This is a genomic window from Bacteroides faecis, assembly GCF_020091505.1.
Lineage (GTDB): Bacteria > Bacteroidota > Bacteroidia > Bacteroidales > Bacteroidaceae > Bacteroides > Bacteroides faecis.
Genome location: NZ_CP081916.1, coordinates 6024777 through 6046027 on the forward strand (window position 1 = coordinate 6024777; position 21251 = coordinate 6046027).

A 21251-nucleotide genomic window follows, 5' to 3' on the forward strand; every position below is an offset into this window, starting at 1 on the left:
TTACGCTAAGAAAGAACTCATTTCACAGGTTTCAATCCCATCTTTGCCGCCCTTTCCAGCATAAAAGCGTGAGCTGCTTCATACTCGTTAGGGATAACTCCGTCCAGAATTGCATCCTTTATCGCACTCTTCAGAGAGCCGACTTCCCGGCAAGGCTGCAAGCCGAAAGTTTCCATTATCTCTTCCCCGCTCACCGGAGGCTGGAAATTACGGACCCGATCCTTTTCTTCGAGATCTTTCAACTTCTGGCGAACCAGTTGGAAGTTATTCAGAAAACGCTGTTTGCGCTCCATATTTTTGGAAGTGATATCCGCTTCGCAAAGAGTCATCAGGTCGTCGATATCATCGCCCGCCTCAAAGAGCAGACGACGAACGGCGGAATCCGTTACCACATCATCCGCTATCACAATGGGGCGCATGTGCAAACTGACCATTTTCTGCACATACTTCATCTTCTCATTCATCGGCAGTTTCATCTTCCGGAAGATATTCGGAACCATCTTCTCACCGATAAAATTATGATTATGGAACGTCCATCCCGCTCTAGGCTCCCAGCGCTTCGTTGCAGGCTTGGCTATATCGTGCAATAACGCTGCCCAGCGCAACCAGAGATTATCCGTCTTTTTGCCGATATTGTCCAGCACTTCCAGTGTGTGATAAAAGTTGTCTTTGTGCGATCTGCCGTTCCGTGTTTCTACACCTTGCAGGGCAGCCAGTTCCGGAAAAATCAACGGCAACAGTCCGCTTCGTTCCAGTTCTACAAAACCTTTTGAAGGGATGGGCGAAAGAATTATCTTGTTCAGTTCATCCGCAATGCGTTCACGGGAGATTATTTCAATCCGTTCTTTATTACGGCAGAGCGATTCGAAAGTGTCGTCGTCGATATAGAATCCCAGTTGCGTGGCAAAACGGATGCAGCGCATCATACGCAGCGGGTCATCGCTGAACGTGATATCCGGGTCGAGCGGTGTGCGGATGGTCTTTTCCTTCATGTCCTCCATGCCGCCAAACGGGTCTACCAACTCACCGAAGCGCGCTTTATTCAGGCAGACAGCCATCGCGTTAATCGTAAAATCACGGCGGTTCTGGTCGTCTTCCAGCGTTCCGTCCTCTACAATAGGTTTCCGTGAGTCCCGTTGATAAGACTCTTTGCGGGCGCCTACAAATTCCACTTCCGTGCCTTTATATTTCACTTGTGCCGTACCGAAATTCTTGAAAACAGAGACATGCGCACCACGTCCCAATCGCTTTCCAAGTGCTTCCGCCATCGCAATTCCACTGCCTACTACTACTACATCTATATCTTTAGAGGGACGTTGCAGAAAAATATCACGAACGTAACCGCCTACTACATAGCACTCCAATTCGAGTGCATCGGCTGTTTCGGCTATCTGTCCGAAAATCGGTTCGCTAAAATGCTGCTTCAATTCCTCTTGAGTCAACTCTATCATCTTTTTTTAGTGCTTAACGATCAGTGATAAACAATCGATGCGCAACGGCAAAGCCGGTTAGCAACCGCTAATGACCGGGCACTTATCACTAATACAAGTTTTGAGGGGGCAAAATTACAAAAATAAGGGATATAATTTGTATTTTTGCCGCTATAAAGTAAACGATGGGCGATGAACTGACAAGTAACAACAAACGTCGAATCGTAAATTGTGAAAGGTAAGCGATCAAACGATGAATGCTATTCAATCGCCGGTCATCTAATAGTAAAATGTAAACGGTATGATGAAAAAACTGATTATCTTCTTTTGCGGCACGCTGGCACTGACAGCCTGCGGAAACGGCATCGAAAAGAAAGCCAATGAAAAACTGACAGTTGCCCGCGCTGCCTACGAACGTGGCGACTACGAAGAAGCAAAGACACAAATCGACAGTATCAAGATTTTGTATCCCAAAGCATTCGAAGCCCGCAAAGCCGGTCAGGAATTGATGCTGGACGTGGAACTCAAGGCACAACAAAAGATTCTTGCTTATCTGGACAGTGCCCTTCAGTCTAAACAAGAAGCGTTCGACGCCATCAAAGACAAGTACACGCTGGAAAAAGATGCCGAATATCAACAAGTGGGCAACTATATCTGGCCTACTCAAGCCATCGAAAAGAACCTACACCGCTCCTTCCTCCGCTTTCAAGTGAACGAACAGGGCATTATGAGCATGACTTCCATCTATTGCGGAGCCAGCAATATCCACCACGTAGGCGTCAAAGTAACGACTCCCGACGGCAGTTTTGCTGAAACTCCGACTTCGAAGGACAGCTACGAGACAACGGACATGAACGAGAAAATAGAGAAAGCCGATTACAAACTGGGAGAAGACGGTAGTGTGATCGAATTTCTGAACCTCAACAAAGACAAGAATATCCGTGTGGAATTTGTCGGCGACCGTAAATACACCACGACTATGACCTCGGCTGACCGTCAGGCAGTAGCAGGCGTTTACGAACTGGCACAAATTCTTTCCGCTATGCAGCAAATCAAGAAAGAACAGGAGGACGCCAACCTGAAAATCGGATTTATCAATAAGAAGAAAGAGCGGAAAGCACTGGAAGAAGCAACCGAGAAATAATTGCTTTTTCTGAGTCACAGCTTTCCGAAAGAATAAAAAGGTCCGGAGAATGACACATAGCCGACCGATTTGAAAAGAAAGATATAAAGTCGGGAAGAAATAAGTAAAGTCGGGAAAAGAACCAATAAAACCCGGAAAAATAAATTAAAACGGTAAGCGATGAATGACTGTGTTCATTAGAGGTAACACATTCGTCTTTCCATCGCTTACCGTTTTTTATTTCAATACGAGATACGGTTTTCAATCTTGCTATAACAAGCAATCTGTAACCATATTTCCTTCTGTTTTTAAAGGAGCATACCCACATTCCCTTGTTCGTATCCTCTTGCTTCAGAGAAACGGAATAGCCTGGTATCTGGAAAAGGCACAACCTAGCTACATAAAACGGCGCAGCCTGACAGGTAGAAAGGGCGTAGCCTCCCAAGCCTTATTTCACCCTCCTATTCAACTGATTATTAGCCTTTTCTACCTTAGACTTACCGATTCGCTTCCCCGACACCTTCTTCTTTCCGGCAGCAGGCTTTGCCTTTCCGGCAAACGGGTTGTTACTTTTTTTGATTGGCATAACTCAATAGACGATCATTCTCCTTCGTAATACTCGCCCAAAAACCAGCGAGCCACAAAGTCCCAGTTATCGTGCAGCAGTTCTTTTCCGTTCTCAAAAGGGAATTGCGCTTCGGGCAGCAGTTCGTGTTCCATGCCGTACTTCAGCAAGTCGAACGGGCACAGTCCTTCCTCACAGAAGAGTTCGTATGCTTCTTCCTCAGCCACTTCCGCATTGTACAGCGGGTTCCGTTTATCGGCAAAATAAGGAGCCACATCCGGACCTATCAGCAATCCCTTCGGATTGGCATACATCACAAAATCCGAAAACTCCTTCAAGTCAGGCAACAGAGAATCTTCCTCATCCTCCCATTGCAGTGCCTGCACAAAGAACAGTTTCAAAGCCTCATAAGAATCGAAGAACATCAACGGCTCGCCACCACTCGCTTTCAGGAAGCGCTCCACATTCACAGGCAACTGATCGCCCGGAGCAGCAACAGGCAAAGCAGTCCGCTTCTTCTCCATCAGTTCCGATTCCATCAACCAGTCGCCGGCAAGCCCGTCGCTGATAGGCGCTGTCTCGAAAACCGCTTCCAGCTGCGCATAAATCACATCCGCAAACTCCAGCAAGTCCGCATCCAGCGGATTCTCCACCCCGTCGAAATCATCGCCCACAGGCGAGTTGATTCCCCATAGCAAGAAAGCTATGTCCTCCTTATTGATCTCATCAGCCAGATAATCTTCCGACAATTCGTAAAAAGGCAGGTAACGTCCGTAATTTCGTTTATGCCAGCGGATAAACTGCCGCCAGTTGCCTCCGTCCGTCACACAATCTTCCAGATAAAGAGTCAGCATCAAAGTCACCTGATTCTGGCTCTCCTGTGTCTCCGATTTATATAAATAAGATTCGCTGACGACAGGTAATAAAAGATTAGCAAATTCGAGATACCAGTGATCCGTCGCCAACACCTTCGCACGACCATGAAGATCCAGCCATGCTTTCATGTAAATTTTCCCTTGTTTCATTATTTTTCTGTTGCTTGTTTAGTTTTTCCCGCACTATTACAGTCTTTTCAAAGCCAATTTAATAACTTTCTCTACCGGAGCATCCGGTTCTTCCTTCAATATAGCCAGTACCACTTTCTGCGAAGGCGCGGCGGCAAAGCCGAGCATCGTCAGGGCAGCTACCGCTTCCTCCTGCACTTCCACGCTGGCAGTCTGCAGTAACATGCCGGCAGAAGCACTTCCGCCGGCAACAGTCGCTCCCATCGTCTTAATCTTGTCTTTCAGATCGACAATCACACGCTGCGCTGTCTTCAGTCCGATTCCCTTCACCGTTTTCAGCAAGTTCGCATTTTCGGTGCTGATCACGTTCACCAGTTCCGCAGGCGAGAGGGCGGAAAGAATCATACGCGCCGTATTGCCTCCGATGCCCGACACGGAAATGAGCAGCAAGAAAATCTCCCTCTCCTGCTTGTCGGCAAATCCGTAGAGCACATAAGCATCCTCGCGAATAGCCTCATAGATATATAACTTACAGTTTTTCTTCCCCTGAATAGCCGAATAAGTATTCAGGGATATATTGGCGGCATAGCCTACCCCGTTACAGTCGATCACTGCGGTTGCCGGACTAAGTTCGGCAAGTTCGCCTCTTACATATTCTATCATAGTGTGAGCAAAGATAAGATAAATTCACCACAGATGAAAAGACTTTCGTAACATTTCCTCCTTGCAGGCAGAGGTGAAAAAATTAAAAATAATGCAGGCGGTAAACAAAACTTCCTAGTAATTTGTTTACTTTTGTGGCAGAATTAAAGAAAAATGTTCATATAAAACCAATAAAAGAATGAAAAAAGTAAGAGCAGCTATTGTCGGTTACGGCAATATCGGACACTATGTACTTGAAGCGCTGCAGGCAGCGCCTGATTTCGAAATTGCCGGAGTCGTTCGTCGTGCAGGAGCAGAGAACAAACCGGAAGAGTTGGCAAACTATGCAGTAGTGAAAGATATCAAGGAACTGGAAGGAGTAGAAGTAGCCATCCTCTGCACGCCGACCCGCAGCGTTGAGAAATACGCCAAAGAATACTTGGCAATGGGAATTAATACGGTAGACAGCTTCGATATCCACACAGGCATCGTCGACCTGCGCCGCACGCTGGATGCAGCCGCCAAGGAGCACAAAGCCGTATCTATCATCTCCGCAGGATGGGACCCGGGAAGCGACTCTATCGTACGCACCATGCTCGAAGCAATCGCTCCGAAAGGAATCACTTACACCAACTTCGGCCCGGGCATGAGCATGGGACACACAGTTGCCGTTAAAGCAATCGACGGAGTGAAAGCCGCCCTCTCCATGACCATTCCTACCGGAACGGGAATCCACCGCCGCATGGTGTACATCGAGCTGAAAGACGGATACAAATTTGAAGAAGTAGCCGCAGCCATCAAAGCAGACCCTTACTTCGTGAACGACGAGACACATGTAAAACTTGTGCCGAGCGTAGACGCGCTGCTCGATATGGGGCACGGTGTAAATCTGACTCGCAAGGGAGTTTCCGGTAAAACACAGAACCAGTTGTTCGAGTTCAACATGCGCATCAACAATCCTGCGCTCACCGCGCAGGTACTTGTATGCGTGGCACGCGCTTCCATGAAGCAGCAACCGGGATGCTACACGATGGTGGAAGTTCCGGTGATCGACCTCCTTCCGGGCGACCGTGAAGAGTGGATCGGACACTTGGTATAATATTTTATCCGCCTATTGAAATAAAAATGGAGAAAGGGAGTACACCTTTCTCTATTTTTTTTATCTTTGTCGGAGATGAAAAACACACTCCATATGAAAAGACTATTCATATTCTCCACATTTCTGTTATTATTGCTATCGACTACCTTCCCACAGCAGTCCGGTAACACCATCAAACCGAATCTGAAGTACGGAAAACCTTCGAAGGAAGAGCTCTCTCTGAACAGCTATGCCCCCGATACCACCGCCACCGCCATCTACCTGTTTCGCATGGGCGAAAGCAAATTCGTATATAAAGACGGCTTCCAGTTAGTGACCGAGCATTGGGTGCGCATCAAAGTACTGAAGCCCCAGGGCGTATCCTACGCCGATGTGACTATCCCCTACTACTCCCCTTCCGACAAAGACAGAGGGCAGGAAAGAGCCAGCGAAATAAACGGCTGTTCCTACCATCTGGAGAACGGACAGTGCATCGAAACACCGCTGAAACGGGACCATATCTCCGACGAACGGGTAAACCAGCACATCCGCCTGCTGAAATTCTCGATCCCCTCCGTCAAAGTCGGCAGCGTCATTGAATACCATTACAAACTCTATTCCGACTACTTCGCCCACATCGACAACTGGATGATGCAGGACGAACTTCCGATGATATACAACCAGTATAAAATCACCATCCCCCACGCCTACATCTACAACATCGAACTGCGCGGCAAAGACTGGATAACCAGCAAAGCAAAAGAGACCTCCATACACGGAACGACCACCCAACAAAGCGGCATAGCAAAGATAGCGGAAGACTTCTCCATCCCGTCGCGCGAAATGACCTTCACCTCGCAGAACCTCCCCGCCATCCGGCAGGACGAGTCATACTGCTGGTGTCCCGAAGATTATAAAATACAGGTCAGCTTCGACCTGCAAGGCACCCATTTCCCCGGCAGAGAATACGAACCCTTCAGCGAGGAGTGGAAAGACGTGGACAAGCAACTGACCAAGCCCGAAGACGAGCTTTTCGGCAAGCACTTGTCTTTCAACAATCCTTTTAAAGAAGAAGCCATAGCCGCCTTTACCAGCGAAATGACATTCGAGCAGAAAGTCATCACCGCCTTCCGGGTATTGAAGCAAAAGCTCTCCTGGAACGGCAGATACGAGCTTTACAGCAGAGACCTCAACAAAGTGATCAAAGCAGGAAACGGCAGCAATGCCGATCTGAACTTTATCCTCATGGGGATTCTCAAAGACTACGGCATCCGCTCCTATCCTGTCGTACTGAGCCGCCGCTCGACGGGAGTGCTGCCTTTCAACTTCCCTTCGCTCCAAAAGCTGAACACCTTCCTTGTCGCCGCCTACAACAATGACACCCAAGGCTACGTTTACCTCGACAGTTCTATGGAGCTGCCGGCTCTCAATGCGCTGCCGCTCGATTTGTGTGTCAACAAAGCACGTATCCTCTCTCCCGACGAACCGGAAGAGAAGAAATGGGTAGACCTGATCAACCTCAGCAGCAATGTAGCTTTCATGCAAATCAATGCCACCGTGCAGGACGGACAGATCAGAGGACACCGCATGACGCAACTGCAAGGACAGGAAGCGGTAGAATACCAAAAGAAACAGCTCCGCCAGAAGAAAGACTCGCTGATTTTCACTCCGTCGGATGCCGGCAAGGAAAAGTTCGCTTTCAAGAACTTAAAGCAGGAGAACGATGCCTATGACCCCACGCAGATCAAAGAAGAGTTCGACTTCCTGATGGATACCGAAACCACAGGCGGACGGCTTTACGTCAATCCGATGGTCTTCCCGCAACTGGAGCGGAATCCGTTTATCCAGACGGAGCGCATACTCCCTGTCGAATTTCAGTACCCGTACAAATACAACCTGGTATGCACGCTTATGCTTCCCGACGGATACGAGGTAGAGGAGATACCCGAGTCGTATTCCGTCAGAACCGATGACGGAAAGTTGCAATGCAGGTACATGATTCAGAGGACTGACAACAAAGTCGTCCTCAACTATGTATTCCAGTTGCGGACACACATTCTCCTTCCCGACCAGTACAGCCAGCTACAGGATATATGGACCAAAGTAATCGAGAAGAATCAGGCACTGATCGTTCTCAAAAAGATATAGATTTTCTTCACCACAAACAACTGAATGACGATGAAAACAGCACTGATTTGGATTCTTTTACTGCTAGGGTGCCAAGGGTTCGCCCAGCAGACAGCGACAGACAGTTTCAAGCCCAGCATGAAATACGGCAAACCTTCGGAAGAAGAACTCGCCATGACCACCTACGCGCCGGACACCTCCGCGACAGCGGTCGTGCTCTATTCGAAGTGCGAAGTCCGCTATGACCTGTTAGCCAACAATTTCCGCATCCTCTACAACTATGAGGTCAAAATCAAAGTACTTAAATCCGAAGGAGCGTCCTATGCCGACATCCGGATTCCCTACTACTCCAACGAAAGCAATGCCGTCATCACACTGAAAGAAAGCATCAGCCAACTTGACGCTTCGGCCTACAATATGGAAGGCGGAGAGATGGTACGCACCAAGATGAAGCGCGACCTGGTCTTCACGGAACGCATCAACAAACAATACATGCAGCTCAAATTCTCGATACCTGCCGTCAGGGAAGGAACCGTATTCGAATACAAATACCAGCTGAGTTCCGACCTCTACTACAGCATCAACCTGTGGGAGGCGCAAAGAGACATCCCGGTGATCTTCACCCAATATGACATCACCATACCGGAATATTTCAAGTTCAACCTCGACATGCGGGGCCCTCACCCGATGGCGTCCAAAGACGAAACCTCTTCTCTTACGTTTCTCCTCAGCCTCCCGGGCGGACAGACAGAAATGCTCAGCTGCAACGGCCGCCACATGATATTCACCGGAGAACACCTCCCCGCCCTGCGTCCGGACAACTATGTGTGGTGTGCCAACGACTATATGAGCAGCGTATATTTCGAACTCCGGGGAGTGGACTTTCCGGGATCGTTCTACCGGTCTTTCACCCACACCTGGGAGGAGATCGACCAAATGCTGCTACAGGACGAAGACTTCGGCGCCATGCTCAAGATGCGCAACCCTTACCGGGACGAGATGGCTTCGCTGTCACTGGACCAACTGCCCGACCGTCAGAACCGGATCGCTGCCATCTACACCTTCCTCAAACAGAAAATATCGTGGAACGGCCAATACGGGCTATACGGCAACGAAGTGAAGAAAGCGGTCAAGAACGGGACAGGCAGCAACGCAGACATCAATTTCATCCTGATGAGCATGCTGCGTGACGCGCAGATTCCCTGCTATCCGGCAGTGATGAGCCGCAAAGACAGGGGCATCCTCCCTTACAGCTATCCTTCGATACAAAAGCTGAACACCTTCATTGTCGGCATCGCCGATACGGACAGCACACTGGTATTCCTCGACGGCTCGGTGATCAACGGCTACATGAATACCCTGCCGCCCGTACTGATGGTAAACCGCGCACGCCTCATCAGCGAAACAGCCGGAGGCAGATGGATGAACCTGAGCAAACTCGGCAAAAACCAGATACGCGCCACCGTCAGAGCGCAGATTCATCCGGACGGACAGATCACGGGCGACCGCAACGCAGTGTATATGGGGCAGTATGCAGCCAACCTCCGCAGACGTTATTACGCGGCAAAAGACAGCACGGAATATATCAATCAGCTGGAAACGGAAGAAAACATCAAAGTCAAGAAGTTCGAGACCAGAGAACTGAACGTCTTCTCGCCCAGAATAACGGAATTCCTCGATTTTGAAAAACAGGCGACGGTGAATGACGACCTTATCTATGTCAATCCCATGATTTTCCTGCACGTCAGCAAGTGTCCGTTCATTCAGACAGAGAGGCAGTTGCCGCTCGAAATGCCATATACCGAACATATCCTGCAGGCAACGATGCTGACCATCCCGGAAGGCTATGCGGTAGAAGAACTTCCCAAACCGCTCAATCTCAAAACGGAAGACGGACAAGACATCGTCCGGTACAACATCAGCCAGTCGGGGAACACAATCAACGTGACATATACATTCATTGCCAACAAGTTACTCCATCTCGCTACCGAATACCCAACGGTCAAAATGTTCTGGGAAAACGTCGCCGAGAAGAATAACGAATTGATAGTGCTTAAGAAACAATGATAATAACATGAAGCTGATGACCCATTATTCGCGAACCAAACTATACGGACTGCTCTGCACTTGGCTCTGCTTTTGCCTCCTGCCTGTCCGTGCCCAGGACATAGCCTCCAATTCCAACTCCCTCATCGTAGACGCGCGGACGGAAGTGATCTGCAAGTCGATGACCCAGTCCGTCGAGAGAGAAACCCGCACCGTCACCATCCTTAATAAGAAGGGACTCGATGCGGCACATTTCTTCTGCAGCTGCGATATGTTCCGTTCGTTGCAGAAGTTCTCCGGAGAGCTTATCAACGCTTCGGGAGAAAGCGTGCGGAAGATCAAAAAATCGGAACTGGTGAAAAGCGAATACAGTTCCTCGCTCACCACGGACGATTATCTTTACTATTACGAATGCAACTATCCCTCCTTCCCTTTCACCGTGAAATATGTGTGGGAAGTGAAATGCAATAACGGACTGATAGGTTATTCTACCTTCATGCCGCAAATGGATTTCAGCCAGGGAGTAGAGAAGGCTTCCTACCGCATCGAACTGCCTGCCGGACAGCAATGCAGATACCGGACACTGAACACTGACGGGAAAAATATCCAAGTGAAGGAATCCACCGGTCCCGAAGGACAGCAGATTCTGGAAGTGTCCGCCGCCCAGTTGCCGCCTATCGTGAGCGAACCGTTCGGACCCAGCTTTGCCGAACTATTCCCGCGCGTATATTTCGCCCCTTCCGCTTTCAGTTTCGACAAGAAGCAGGGCGACATGAGCACATGGCAAAAGTACGGAGAGTGGCAGTACAGCCTTCTCAAAGACCGCGACCTGCTCACCGAACCGTTCAAAAGCAAGCTGCACGAACTGACAGCAAACTGCACAACCGACCGCGAAAAAGTGAAAGCCGTCTACGATTATCTGGCAAAGACCACCCGCTACGTCAGCATCCAACTGGGTATCGGAGGATTGCAGCCCATTACCGCCACCGACGTCTGCCGCACCGGATTCGGTGACTGCAAGGGACTTTCCAACTACGCCCGTGCCATGCTGAACGAGCTGGGTATCCCGTCCACCTATACGGTGATCAGCACCACCAACGAACGGCTGCTGCCCGACTTCTCCAGTGCCAACCAGATGAACCACGTCATTCTGCAAGTGCCTCTCCCGCAAGATACACTCTGGCTGGAATGCACGAATCCGCAGCTTCCTTTCGGCTATGTCCATCAGGACATTGCCGGACACGACGCCCTGCTCATCCAGCCCACCGGGGGCAGCATATACCGCTTGCCCGCCTATCCCGACTCGCTGAATACGCAACAGATCACCGCACGGATTTCACTCTCGCCCACCGCAGAAGCGAAGATCGAAGTTCAAGAAGTATCCCGGCTATTCCAATACGAAAACGAAGCGGGGATAGTCTACCTGGAACCCAACAAGCAGAAAGACCGCATCCGCTCGGACATCAACCTTTCGCAGGCCGATATCCTGCGCCTGCACATCAGCGAATGCAAAGAGGCAAATCCGTCTATCACATTCGACTATACGGCAAGCAGCAACCAGTACGGAAACAAGACGGGAAACCGCCTGTTTATCCCCGCCAATGTATTTCGCAAAGGGTTCAGCGTACCGCATATCACAAAGCGCACCCACCCCATCCACGTCAATTTCGGTTACTCGGATGCCGACAGCATCCGCATTCAGCTTCCCGAAGGATATACCATTGAAGGGCTTCCGCGACCGGCTGACCTGAAAAGCAAATTCGGCAATTTCCATTCTTCGGTTCGAGTGAATGAGAACGAGATATGGATTGTTCACAACCTGTTTATGCGCAAAGGGATTTATGCTCCCGAAGAATATGCGGCCTTCCTCGACTTCCGGAAACAAGTAGCAGAGCAATATAACGGGAAAATCATACTAAAGAAAAAACCAAATTAAAGGAAAAATGAAAATACACAAAAAAACAGACCTCCCTGCACGGGACGGTAAAGAAGAATTTTCTCTCACGGTACTAACCTGCGATAAACGCGGAATAACCAATCTTGGTTACTATAACTTTGACACTGAAGACTGGGGCTTTTTTATGGATGATTATCCTGAGTACAAAGATACTGATTTTGTATGGATCTATCCACCGGAAGAACAGATGAGAAAGTTTTTGATAGAATCATCCAATGCCGAAGATAAATCGGCTGTTCCTTCAGCAAAGGAAAGTTGGTATAAAAAGAAAATACAACCTATTAAAAAGAAAATCAGTCTGGCTTTCAAGAAAAAATAAAAGTGTACCTTTGCGGCTCTAACATAACAAAAGTCGAAAGAAGACATTGGAAAATAAAAGATATAATAACGTCGAAGAATGGGCAAACACGCTCAGTCACGGGGCAGGTATTCTGCTTGGAGTCATAGCCGGGTATTTCTTGCTCTCGAAAGCGGCGGCCAGCACCGAACCGGACTGGGCGGTGGCTTGTGTATCCGTTTATCTGTTTGGCATGCTTTCTTCTTATGTCAGTTCCACATGGTATCACGGCAATCACCCGGGCAGATTGAAAGAGCTGCTTCGCAAATTCGATCACGGGGCGATCTACCTGCACATTGCGGGAACGTATACGCCGTTCACACTGCTTGTCATGAGGCATGCCGGAGGTTGGGGCTGGGGCATTTTCTCTTTTGTCTGGCTGTCGGCTATCGTCGGCTTCATACTGAGTTTCAAGAAACTGAAAGAACACAGTAATCTGGAAACGGTTTGCTACGTAGCCATGGGAGCCAGCATTCTGGTGGCCATGAAACCTCTGATGGATAACTTAACAGAGATGGGAGCCGCCCCGGCCTTCTGGTGGCTGATAGGCGGGGGAGCTTCGTATATCATCGGGGCGGTGTTTTATTCGCTGCGCAAACCGTACATGCATGCCACCTTCCATCTGTTCTGTCTGGGAGGAAGCATCGGACATATGATAGCGATCTGGTTGATATTGTAAGTTACAGCAGGTCGTCATTCAACACGAAAATCTCCTCCACCGGAACTCCGAAATAACGTGCTATCTTCAGCGCAAGAACCGTAGAGGGGATGAACTTTCCTGTCTCTACCGTATTTATTGTCTTACGGGTCACTCCAATAGCTACAGCCAGCTCTTCCTGACTGATGTTCTTCATCGCCCTGTACACCTTTATTTTATTCAGCAGTTCTTTATTTTCCATCTTTATAGGGATTATACAGAAGCAGTCTTCTTATTTCCGAGATAAGCACAGTCACGGTCACTATAATCAGCGCACCCATACGTACCGAAAGATTAAAAAAATCTCCAAAACAATACACTAACAATCCCATTTGTATAGCCGCATAAAAGCCTGCAGTCAAAGCCTTGAAATTGTATTCCGAATAAATTTCACTATCCAAAGCTCCCATCAACTTCTTATCTTTTTTTATTCTTTCCAGGACATCGGCAGCCCTTATAGCCGCAACAACAAACAGCAAAACTGCAAATACAAATATATACCATATTCCTCCTATAAACCCCTTGCTGCTGGTATCCAGACAGAATGTCTCCCATATTAATACTCCCAAAAGCAACGCCGATGCAATAGTCCGGACCAATAGAGCATTAAACCTTTTAATCTCCATCTTTTCAATCGTAAAATTTTCCATAACCATAGAATTTAGTCCATATTCTTATCTTCAAGTTTCACCCATAGGTTCCAAAAAGAAACCTTTAGGTTACAAAAATAGTTATTAAAAACTATATTCCAAGCAATCATCCATCTATTTTTTTATTCTCCCGTTTTCATTGAACTACCTATTTCTTTCGCTGTTCATACCTTTCATCAATTTATTATTAAAACAGTGAGTACTTTTCTTGTCAACCAACGTCATTCTTTTAAATATAAAAAAATACACGAATAAAACGTTTTAGATATATTATCGCTGATAAATGCTTGCTAGACGTCGACAGACAGTTACCAGCCATTATGAATTAAACAAAAATTTTAATGGAAAGAAAAACAAAATTTCTCATCTTTACAGGGATGCTATCCGTCACAATTCTCGCAGGATGCCTAGAAAATGATGAGACACAAACAGAAAACTCTGGTTCTGAAATTACAGTAGCAGAAGCACAGAAAAGTTTTGAATCTTCAGCGAAAACGTTCCATCTCTCTCCTAGCGAAGTAACGAGAAAGGCTGACGAAGAACTATTATCTATTCCTCTTTGGGCCAAAGCATCAGTATTAGATTTTGAAAAAAGAAAAATAGTGGAAGTTCCGATAGAAGGCCCCAGTGAATTCATGCACATGAAACAGAATCCAAATGACTCTATTTCTCAAAAAAGACATTGGTGTAATACAGCCATCAGACTAATCGCTGAAAAAAGTACAAATGGAGATATCTTTTTTACAATAGCAAGAATAACTGTCGGAGGCGATTATCTGAAACGTCACAAGAAGAGGCCGTTAAGTGTTAGTTTCAGTACCATAAAAGACTTCAGTGGCATAGTCAGATATTACAGTTTGAATGGAGAGCTAATTTCCGGACGTAAATACGACAAAGGAAAGGTTATTGGCACCATATCGCCTTGCGACTCTACACGAACGATAGCACAAACCAGATCACAAGAGTATGTATGCGAGATGGTGGAAGTTGAACATTATAAATATTACTGTACCGATACCTATCTTGGCGGTGAGTTGATACAGACAACCTGTGAAGAGGTAGACAGTTGGACTGAATGGGAAGAACAATGTGAGTGGGTGGATGTTCCTGACGTAGTCTGCCCCAACTGTGGAGAGAACCCATGTATATGTGGACAAGGAGGAGGTACTACAGATCCGGAAAATCCTGTTGAAACCGTTTATACCGCCGAGTTAAAAAGGGACAAAAAGAGTATTAATCTACTCGATAATTATGGTTTTTCTGTAAGTATAAAACCAACACAACCAGCCAACACAAAGATAGAGTTTAGAATTGGCTGGAAAGATCAATCTGATACAAAATATTGGATTTTACAAACTGGAACAATATTACGATGTGATCTACTAGCTTTAAAGCCTGGAAAATGGGACATTTATGCTTGTATTACAATTGGAAACAGTGAGATTAAAACACAAACACAAAGCATCGAAGTACAATTCCCTAACGTTATTAGTATAGAAAAAGCCACCCAAAGCCATATGGATGCTATATGGCAAGATACAAAAAATGCAGCTTCAAGTGCCGGAAGGCGTGAAAAAGGATTTTGGATATATATCAATACGACAACACGACAATATGAATATGGTGCTACTATTACTGGAGAATTGGTTCAAGGATCGATAGGAACACACGGAAGTGTCCCTCTTTATGAGAGTACATATAAAGTAGATGAAGCACCGGATTCTCCATTATTAGGAGGAAAATATTATATTGCTTTTTTCCATGCTCACACCCCTTTAACGTATTGTACAGATGGTGGATCAAGACAAACAGGACCATCAAGTACTGATAGTAATTGGGCATATAATGATGGAAAAATTCCAGCTCTTGTATATGACTATGTTGGCATAAATAATGGAAAATATTATGAAATCATTGCTGGACATTCTATTAATGCCTCAGCCAAAGTTTACCGAACAGGTCCAACAAAACGGTCAACTCCAACAAATTAAGAACTAAATCAATAAAGTTATGAAACAGATTAAAAAAATCCTTTTATTGACATCTATTCTTTTGGGATATACGATTACAGTATTCTCACAAAATTTAGACAATATTCCAACAGAGAAACGCGATTCACTCCTTAAAGCCAAGAGCAAGGAAATCATACTAAGATACGGACCTGGATATTACCGAGAGTATAAGGCTCCTACAATCGAACGAATAGTAGTACCACCCAGTGAAACTAATCCGGAAGGGATAAATGTGGGTAGAGCTTATTACATGATTACATATTGGTATGATAAAACAAAAGAACGATTGGAAGAAGATTTTGCGGCAATAGTTCGAATTTGGGCGGATACGGGAGAACCGGCAGCAGTTTTGTTCGGTTGTAACTATGGTTATATTCTTGATAGAAAAAAGACGCGTAGTTCAAAAGAGCAACCTCCTATTCCTTATGTGCAGAGTAACTGGTAATAATACTCTCATTAATAAATTGAGTAGTTAAAAGCATTGCATATGCTTTTAACTACTTGTATTCAGAATCAATCAATTAAAGTACTTTTTTATTTACGCCTATAAAGAAAATAAAATTAACCAATAACCCATGCAACGAATATTATCAATACTTTTATTTCTAACTATCTACATCACTCTATGTGCACAGAATCTGGATAATCTTCCAACAGAGAAACGTGATTCACTCCTTAAAGCCAAGAGCAAGGAAATCATACTAAGATACGGACCTGGATATTACCGAGAATACAAGGCTCCTACAATCGAACGAATAGTAGTACCACCCAGTGAAACAAATCCGGAAGGAACAAATGTGGGGAGAGCTTTTTATACGATCATATATTGGTATGACAAAACAAAAGAGCGATTGGAAGAAGACTTTGCTGCTAAAGTCAAAATCTGGGCAGACACGGGAGAACCGGCATCAGTTTTATTCGGTTGTAACTACGGCTATATCCTTGATAGGAAAAAGACTCGTGATCCCAAAGAGCAACCTCCTATTCCTTATGTGCAGAGTAACTGGTATTAATATTTTATTAAAAGGATAGAAAGACACACAATAAAAACCGTGGGATATATTCGGATAAATATGAAATCACAAATATTCATCATACTATTTATACTTTTGCTTCCAATAGTTTATGCTTCATCCGACAAGTTATTTCATTGGGAGACAACAATCTCTTATACCTTGGCATTGTTGTGCTTAGTTTTGTTGACAAAAACGATTAGTAGCAAAAGAAAACAAACGATATCAATCACAATTTTAGATATAGCCATCACTCTTTACTTTTTGTATAACCTCATTCTGATATATGCAACAGACTCTTCATATATAGGAAATTCAGATATTTGTAAATGGGGGACAACCATCGGAGTCTACATACTAATCTGTAGATTGCAAAATAAAAAAGTAGTATTCTATGCATTAGTCTTCTCCGGCACTGAAGAAGCAATGACTGCCATCGGACAGAAACTGAGTCTATTGGATAGTGGACACACACAATTTGAGGTCACCGGACATCTGGGAAATCCCGGACCATTAGGCGGCTATCTGGCCGTTTGCCTGATCATTGCATCTTATCTGTTGTGGGAGAGATACTTGAACAAAAAATGGTGGTCGATATCCGGATTGACGATTGCCGTCACACTTATGACCATCGGACTTATATTAGCAGATTCACGTGCTGCCATCATGGGATTAGTGGCCGGCTGCACTCTCTTGCTCTCATCCCATTACTCCTTATTCAGAAAATATAAAAAGACGATCCTCATCACAAGTACGTCCTTTCTTCTCTTATTCGGAGCACTACTCTATCTGTATCGTCCACAATCGGGCAATGCCCGTTTGCTAATATGGAAAGTCTCTTCAGAAATGCTGACCGACCGCCCCTGGTCAGGGCATGGAGTTGGTTCATTTCCCCGACAATATATGTTTTATCAAGCCCATCATTTTGAAAACAATAACCATACAGAAGAGATGATGGTAGCGGACAATGCAGCATACCCCTATAATGAATTGTTGCACTTAGCCATAGAAACGGGTATCCCAGGACTATTATTCGCATTATTTGTTATTGCAGGCGTATACATGAAAAGCGATTCTCAACACCCACCCCAGCCAATAGCAAGAGCCGGAATAACAAGCTGGCTGCTCTTTTCCATGTTTTCCTATCCAACCGATATATTTCCCGTTCTGTTATTGTTTCCTTTATTATCGGGCTGTTTACATTGCAGAAGCATATTGTCCTGTAAAACCAACCGCTTGTCCGTCATTTCACTATCCGCAATGTATCTGACAATAGGTATATGGGCATATACTCAAGGACATCTTTATCAGAAAGCCTCCTATGAATTATCTTTTTTATCCAAAGAAAATAATACTAAGGCATTGGAATTTGCCAATACTTATCACTCTCAACTGAAGTCCAACATCAAATTCAATATGCTCTATGCCGGATGGTTAGCCAAACACTCCTGCAAGCCTGAAGACATACCTAAAATAATAGAAATTATTCCGGGTACAGAAACTTATTGTTGGTTAGGCGATTATTACCGGAGAATAGGGATGAATGAGCAAGCGGAAGAAGCCTATCGAATAGCCTCATTCATGGTCCCTACCCGACTGAGACCTCAATATAAACTCTGGCGCCTGTATCTGGAAAAAGGAGATACTGTGAAAGCGGTTTGGACTGCCAGACAAGCACTCCACCAACCATTAAAAGTTGAAAACTCTTTTACCATAAATGCAAAATCAGAGTTAAACGACTATTTACTCAAAACAAGAAATCTTTCAAAATAAAGCAAGATGTACCGAATTTATCAAACCTTATTTTGTGCGTTTGTCCTCATTGGATGTAGCACACAACCTTCAAAGCTTGAAAAAGCTTTGGAATTAAGCGGTGAAAACCGACATGAGCTAGAGTACGTACTGTCTCATTACTCTCAAAGTACATCGGACAGCCTGCAGCTAAAAGCCGCCATCTTCCTGATCGAAAATATGCCGGGGCATCATATGCTGACAAATAAGTCCATTACCCGATACATTAATACGATGGATTCCTTATATCCCGACATGTCGAATGTGATGAAAAAGGCAGTTTATAACATTCCACTCAAAAATCTGAACAGGCATGGAAAACTGAAAAAGATAGAAGATATTGAGGTCATTAAAGGTAACTACCTGATTCAGCACATTGATAACTCTATACAAATGTGGAACAAATGCTTTTGGCTCCGCCAATTATCCTTTGAAGACTTCTGCGAGTATATACTACCTTATAGAACTGCATACGAGCCACTTCTTCAAAGCGATTCCACCCTGTATTCGTGGAAAACAGTATTGGAAAGCTTTAAATACTACCACTATGTCCCGACTTCCATATCCGATGTAAAATCCATCCAGCGAAATTTACTTGGACACAGTGATGATATGTACTTCCGCGGTATCAAAATTCCGACTCTGTCCGACTCGAATTACAAATTCGACTGTCTGGACGTATGTTATTATGAATTAAGCCGGCTGCGTACAACAGGAATTCCTGCTGCCATTGATTTCATTCCCGGCTGGTCCTATCGAAATGGACAACATTATTGGCGTGTCACAATAGACCCTATCTATGCGAATGATAATAGCAGAGACATGCAGAATCCCAAGACAGCAAAGGTATATCGTATGAGTTATTCCCACAATCCTATACCTGTTTCGGATGGAAAAGACTCCATTCCTCCACTCTTCCAGAATCCTTTTATAAAGGATGTCACACAGCAATATATCAAGGTATCTGACATCGAAGTCGAATGGAAGAAATCATCCGATTCCACTCCCCTTTATCTATACTTGTCAGTTTTCAATGACTTGGCTTGGAAACCGATAGCGTGGAGTGCAGTAAAAGAAAACAAAGCGTCCTTTCAGAATATGGGACGCGACATCGTATATCTCCCCACCTACTATAACGGTGGATGCATCATAAATAACGGATTTCCTTTCCTGCTGGATATAAATGGCAAAGTACGAAATCTTATTCCGGACAAAAAACACCCGATCCATTTAAAAATAACACGCAAATATCCGTTGAATGATTACAAAATGGATTGGGCGGAAAGTTTAAAAGGATGTTATATAGAGGCATCCGATCATCCGGACTTCAAAAATGCAGATACAATATACACAATCACCCGAACCAATCCGGACCTTAACTACGATACAATCATACTTAAGCAACCGGCTTCCTATCGTTACTGGAGAATATGCAAACCCAATCAGATAATCATGCTTGGTGACTGGCAGTTTTTTGACAGTAATCTAAAACAAATCAAAGGCAAAGCAATGGGCTCGAACGAAAATGACAGATCTGTATTCAATGCTTTTGATAATGATATATTAACTTTCAGTGCTTCGGCATCATGGCTGGGAATAGATTTGGGGGAAAGAGCAGAAATAAAAATGATGAAATATATACCAAGAACAGATGGTAACGGCATTACTTCCGGTCATGAATATGAATTATCATTTTATGACGAAGAAGGCTGGAAAACCATCAGCACTCAACAAGCTACCGGTGAGTCAATAGAATTCAACTCCGTCCCAAGCGATGCCCTATTCTGGCTAAAGGACAACACCGATGGAAAAGAAGAACGTATTTTTACTTATGAAAACGGACAGGTGATCTTCTGGTAATGTTGTGCGTACCTGCACTGAAACGAAACAAACATAATCCCGGATTTGTTATTTATAGAGAGACTCTAAAAATGCAAGAACAATGAAATGGGAAAACCAACTGATAAAAGACCTTCAATGGTCGAATGAAATTACCAACAGAGAAGCCAAAGAACGTGTGGCACGCGAGATTGCCGCCACAGCCAAAGCTGGCGACATAATAGGAGCCGGCTCCGGCTCCACCGTCTACCTCACTTTGTTCGAACTGGCCAAGCGGATTCACGAAGAGCACCTGCCTCTGGAAGTGGTCCCCGCCTCCCAGGAAATCTCCATGACTTGCATCCAACTGGGCATCCCTCAAACCACCCTCTGGAACAAACGTCCCGACTGGACATTTGACGGGGCAGACGAAGTGGACCCCGACCACAATCTGATAAAAGGGCGTGGCGGAGCCATGTTCAAAGAAAAGCTGCTGATCAGGAGCAGCGGCAAAACCTTTATCATCGTCGATCCCAGCAAACTTGTCAACCTGCTGGGCAGCAAATTCCCCATACCGGTGGAAGTGTTTCCGAATGCACTGCCATACGTCGAAAAAGAACTGTACCGTCTGGGAGCCTCCAAAATTTCATTACGACCGGCCCATGGTAAAGACGGACCTATTTTGACAGAAAACGGAAACTTCATCCTCGACACCTGTTTCCGTTATATTGACGCTTCACTGGAAGAACAGCTGAAAACAATCACGGGCGTTATTGAAAGCGGACTTTTCATCAATTACGACATAGAAGTAGTTGTAGCCGGATAATATAAAAGAAAGAGCGCGAAAGAAACGCTATTTTTAACACTTTAAGCTTCTTTACAACCGGTCTATCTTTGCAGCCGACTTAAAGAACCGACTATTCTGCATTCTGTAAATAGTGAAAGCACTATCCTCCCTTCT

19 protein-coding genes are annotated in these 21251 nt (G+C 45.3%); 13 read left to right on the forward strand and 6 right to left on the reverse strand.

The genetic code is table 11. The features are described 5' to 3' along the window. Positions 1–17: 17 nt before the first annotated feature. Positions 18–1451 (reverse strand): CCA tRNA nucleotidyltransferase, encoded by a 1434-nt coding sequence (locus K6V30_RS24055; RefSeq protein WP_055269813.1) that lies wholly within the window; start codon positions 1449–1451, stop codon positions 18–20. A 283-nt stretch (positions 1452–1734) separates the two neighbouring features. Here K6V30_RS24055 and K6V30_RS24060 point away from each other — a divergent pair, with 283 nt between their 5' ends. Next, entirely contained in the window at positions 1735–2574 is an 840-nt protein-coding gene (locus K6V30_RS24060) for an outer membrane protein assembly factor BamD (protein ID WP_055269877.1), read from the forward strand. 427 nt (positions 2575–3001) lie between these two features. Here the strand turns inward: K6V30_RS24060 and K6V30_RS24065 are convergent, their stop codons facing one another. Genes K6V30_RS24065 through ruvA form a run of 3 tightly spaced genes read right to left on the reverse strand, consistent with a single transcriptional unit; the run spans position 3002 to position 4785 of the window. Then, complete coding sequence (locus K6V30_RS24065) at positions 3002–3139, reverse strand: hypothetical protein (RefSeq protein WP_087935389.1); 138 nt, start codon at positions 3137–3139, stop codon at positions 3002–3004. 14 nt (positions 3140–3153) lie between these two features. Further along, a complete protein-coding gene (locus K6V30_RS24070; RefSeq protein ID WP_055269811.1) occupies positions 3154–4143 on the reverse strand; it encodes a DUF3843 family protein in 990 nt (329 codons plus the stop codon). Positions 4144–4179: 36 nt separating this feature from the next. Then, entirely contained in the window at positions 4180–4785 is a 606-nt protein-coding gene (gene ruvA / locus K6V30_RS24075) for a Holliday junction branch migration protein RuvA (protein ID WP_022302465.1), read from the reverse strand. Between the two features lie 178 nt (positions 4786–4963). On the opposite strand from ruvA, the gene K6V30_RS24080 reads away from it, so the two are divergent. The 6 genes from K6V30_RS24080 to trhA all read left to right on the forward strand — a co-directional run bounded on the left by K6V30_RS24080 (position 4964) and on the right by trhA (position 12988). Next, positions 4964–5863 (forward strand): diaminopimelate dehydrogenase, encoded by a 900-nt coding sequence (locus tag K6V30_RS24080; RefSeq protein ID WP_022302466.1) that lies wholly within the window; start codon positions 4964–4966, stop codon positions 5861–5863. 93 nt (positions 5864–5956) lie between these two features. Then, complete coding sequence (locus K6V30_RS24085) at positions 5957–7990, forward strand: DUF3857 domain-containing protein (protein ID WP_055269809.1); 2034 nt, start codon at positions 5957–5959, stop codon at positions 7988–7990. Between the two features lie 153 nt (positions 7991–8143). Further along, positions 8144–10036 (forward strand): DUF3857 domain-containing protein, encoded by a 1893-nt coding sequence (locus K6V30_RS24090; RefSeq protein ID WP_224207219.1) that lies wholly within the window; start codon positions 8144–8146, stop codon positions 10034–10036. Positions 10037–10043: 7 nt separating this feature from the next. Beyond that, the gene (locus tag K6V30_RS24095) at positions 10044–11951 is read left to right on the forward strand and encodes a DUF3857 domain-containing protein (protein ID WP_081030849.1); all 1908 of its coding nucleotides are present in this window, start codon (positions 10044–10046) and stop codon (positions 11949–11951) included. A gap of 7 nt (positions 11952–11958) precedes the next feature. Beyond that, complete coding sequence (locus tag K6V30_RS24100) at positions 11959–12291, forward strand: hypothetical protein (protein ID WP_055269807.1); 333 nt, start codon at positions 11959–11961, stop codon at positions 12289–12291. A 46-nt stretch (positions 12292–12337) separates the two neighbouring features. After that, entirely contained in the window at positions 12338–12988 is a 651-nt protein-coding gene (gene trhA, locus K6V30_RS24105) for a PAQR family membrane homeostasis protein TrhA (protein WP_010539162.1), read from the forward strand. Between the two features lies 1 nt (position 12989). Here the strand turns inward: trhA and K6V30_RS24110 are convergent, their stop codons facing one another. Continuing rightward, a complete protein-coding gene (locus tag K6V30_RS24110; RefSeq protein ID WP_010539163.1) occupies positions 12990–13208 on the reverse strand; it encodes a helix-turn-helix transcriptional regulator in 219 nt (72 codons plus the stop codon). Beyond that, on the reverse strand, positions 13198–13656 hold the full coding sequence (locus tag K6V30_RS24115) for a hypothetical protein (protein WP_055269871.1): 459 nt from the start codon (positions 13654–13656) through the stop codon (positions 13198–13200). Before K6V30_RS24115 ends, K6V30_RS24110 begins: the two co-directional genes overlap by 11 nt. A 341-nt stretch (positions 13657–13997) precedes the next feature. Here K6V30_RS24115 and K6V30_RS24120 point away from each other — a divergent pair, with 341 nt between their 5' ends. From K6V30_RS24120 to rpiA, 6 genes are all read left to right on the forward strand, one after another. Beyond that, positions 13998–15647, forward strand: coding sequence for a hypothetical protein (locus tag K6V30_RS24120; RefSeq protein ID WP_022302472.1), 1650 nt, complete (start codon positions 13998–14000; stop codon positions 15645–15647). Between the two features lie 19 nt (positions 15648–15666). Further along, positions 15667–16113 carry a hypothetical protein gene (locus K6V30_RS24125; protein ID WP_055269805.1) on the forward strand — a complete coding sequence of 149 codons (447 nt, stop codon included), beginning with the start codon at positions 15667–15669 and terminating at the stop codon, positions 16111–16113. A 130-nt stretch (positions 16114–16243) separates the two neighbouring features. Next, positions 16244–16681: a hypothetical protein gene (locus K6V30_RS24130; protein WP_055269803.1), complete on the forward strand. Its 438-nt coding sequence runs from the start codon at positions 16244–16246 to the stop codon at positions 16679–16681. 369 nt (positions 16682–17050) lie between these two features. Continuing rightward, positions 17051–18454: an O-antigen ligase family protein gene (locus K6V30_RS24135; RefSeq protein WP_168166753.1), complete on the forward strand. Its 1404-nt coding sequence runs from the start codon at positions 17051–17053 to the stop codon at positions 18452–18454. Positions 18455–18541: 87 nt separating this feature from the next. Beyond that, entirely contained in the window at positions 18542–20332 is a 1791-nt protein-coding gene (locus K6V30_RS24140) for a hypothetical protein (RefSeq protein ID WP_055269799.1), read from the forward strand. Positions 20333–20414: 82 nt separating this feature from the next. Further along, on the forward strand, positions 20415–21116 hold the full coding sequence (gene rpiA / locus K6V30_RS24145; protein ID WP_055269797.1) for a ribose 5-phosphate isomerase A: 702 nt from the start codon (positions 20415–20417) through the stop codon (positions 21114–21116). Positions 21117–21251: the final 135 nt, after the last annotated feature.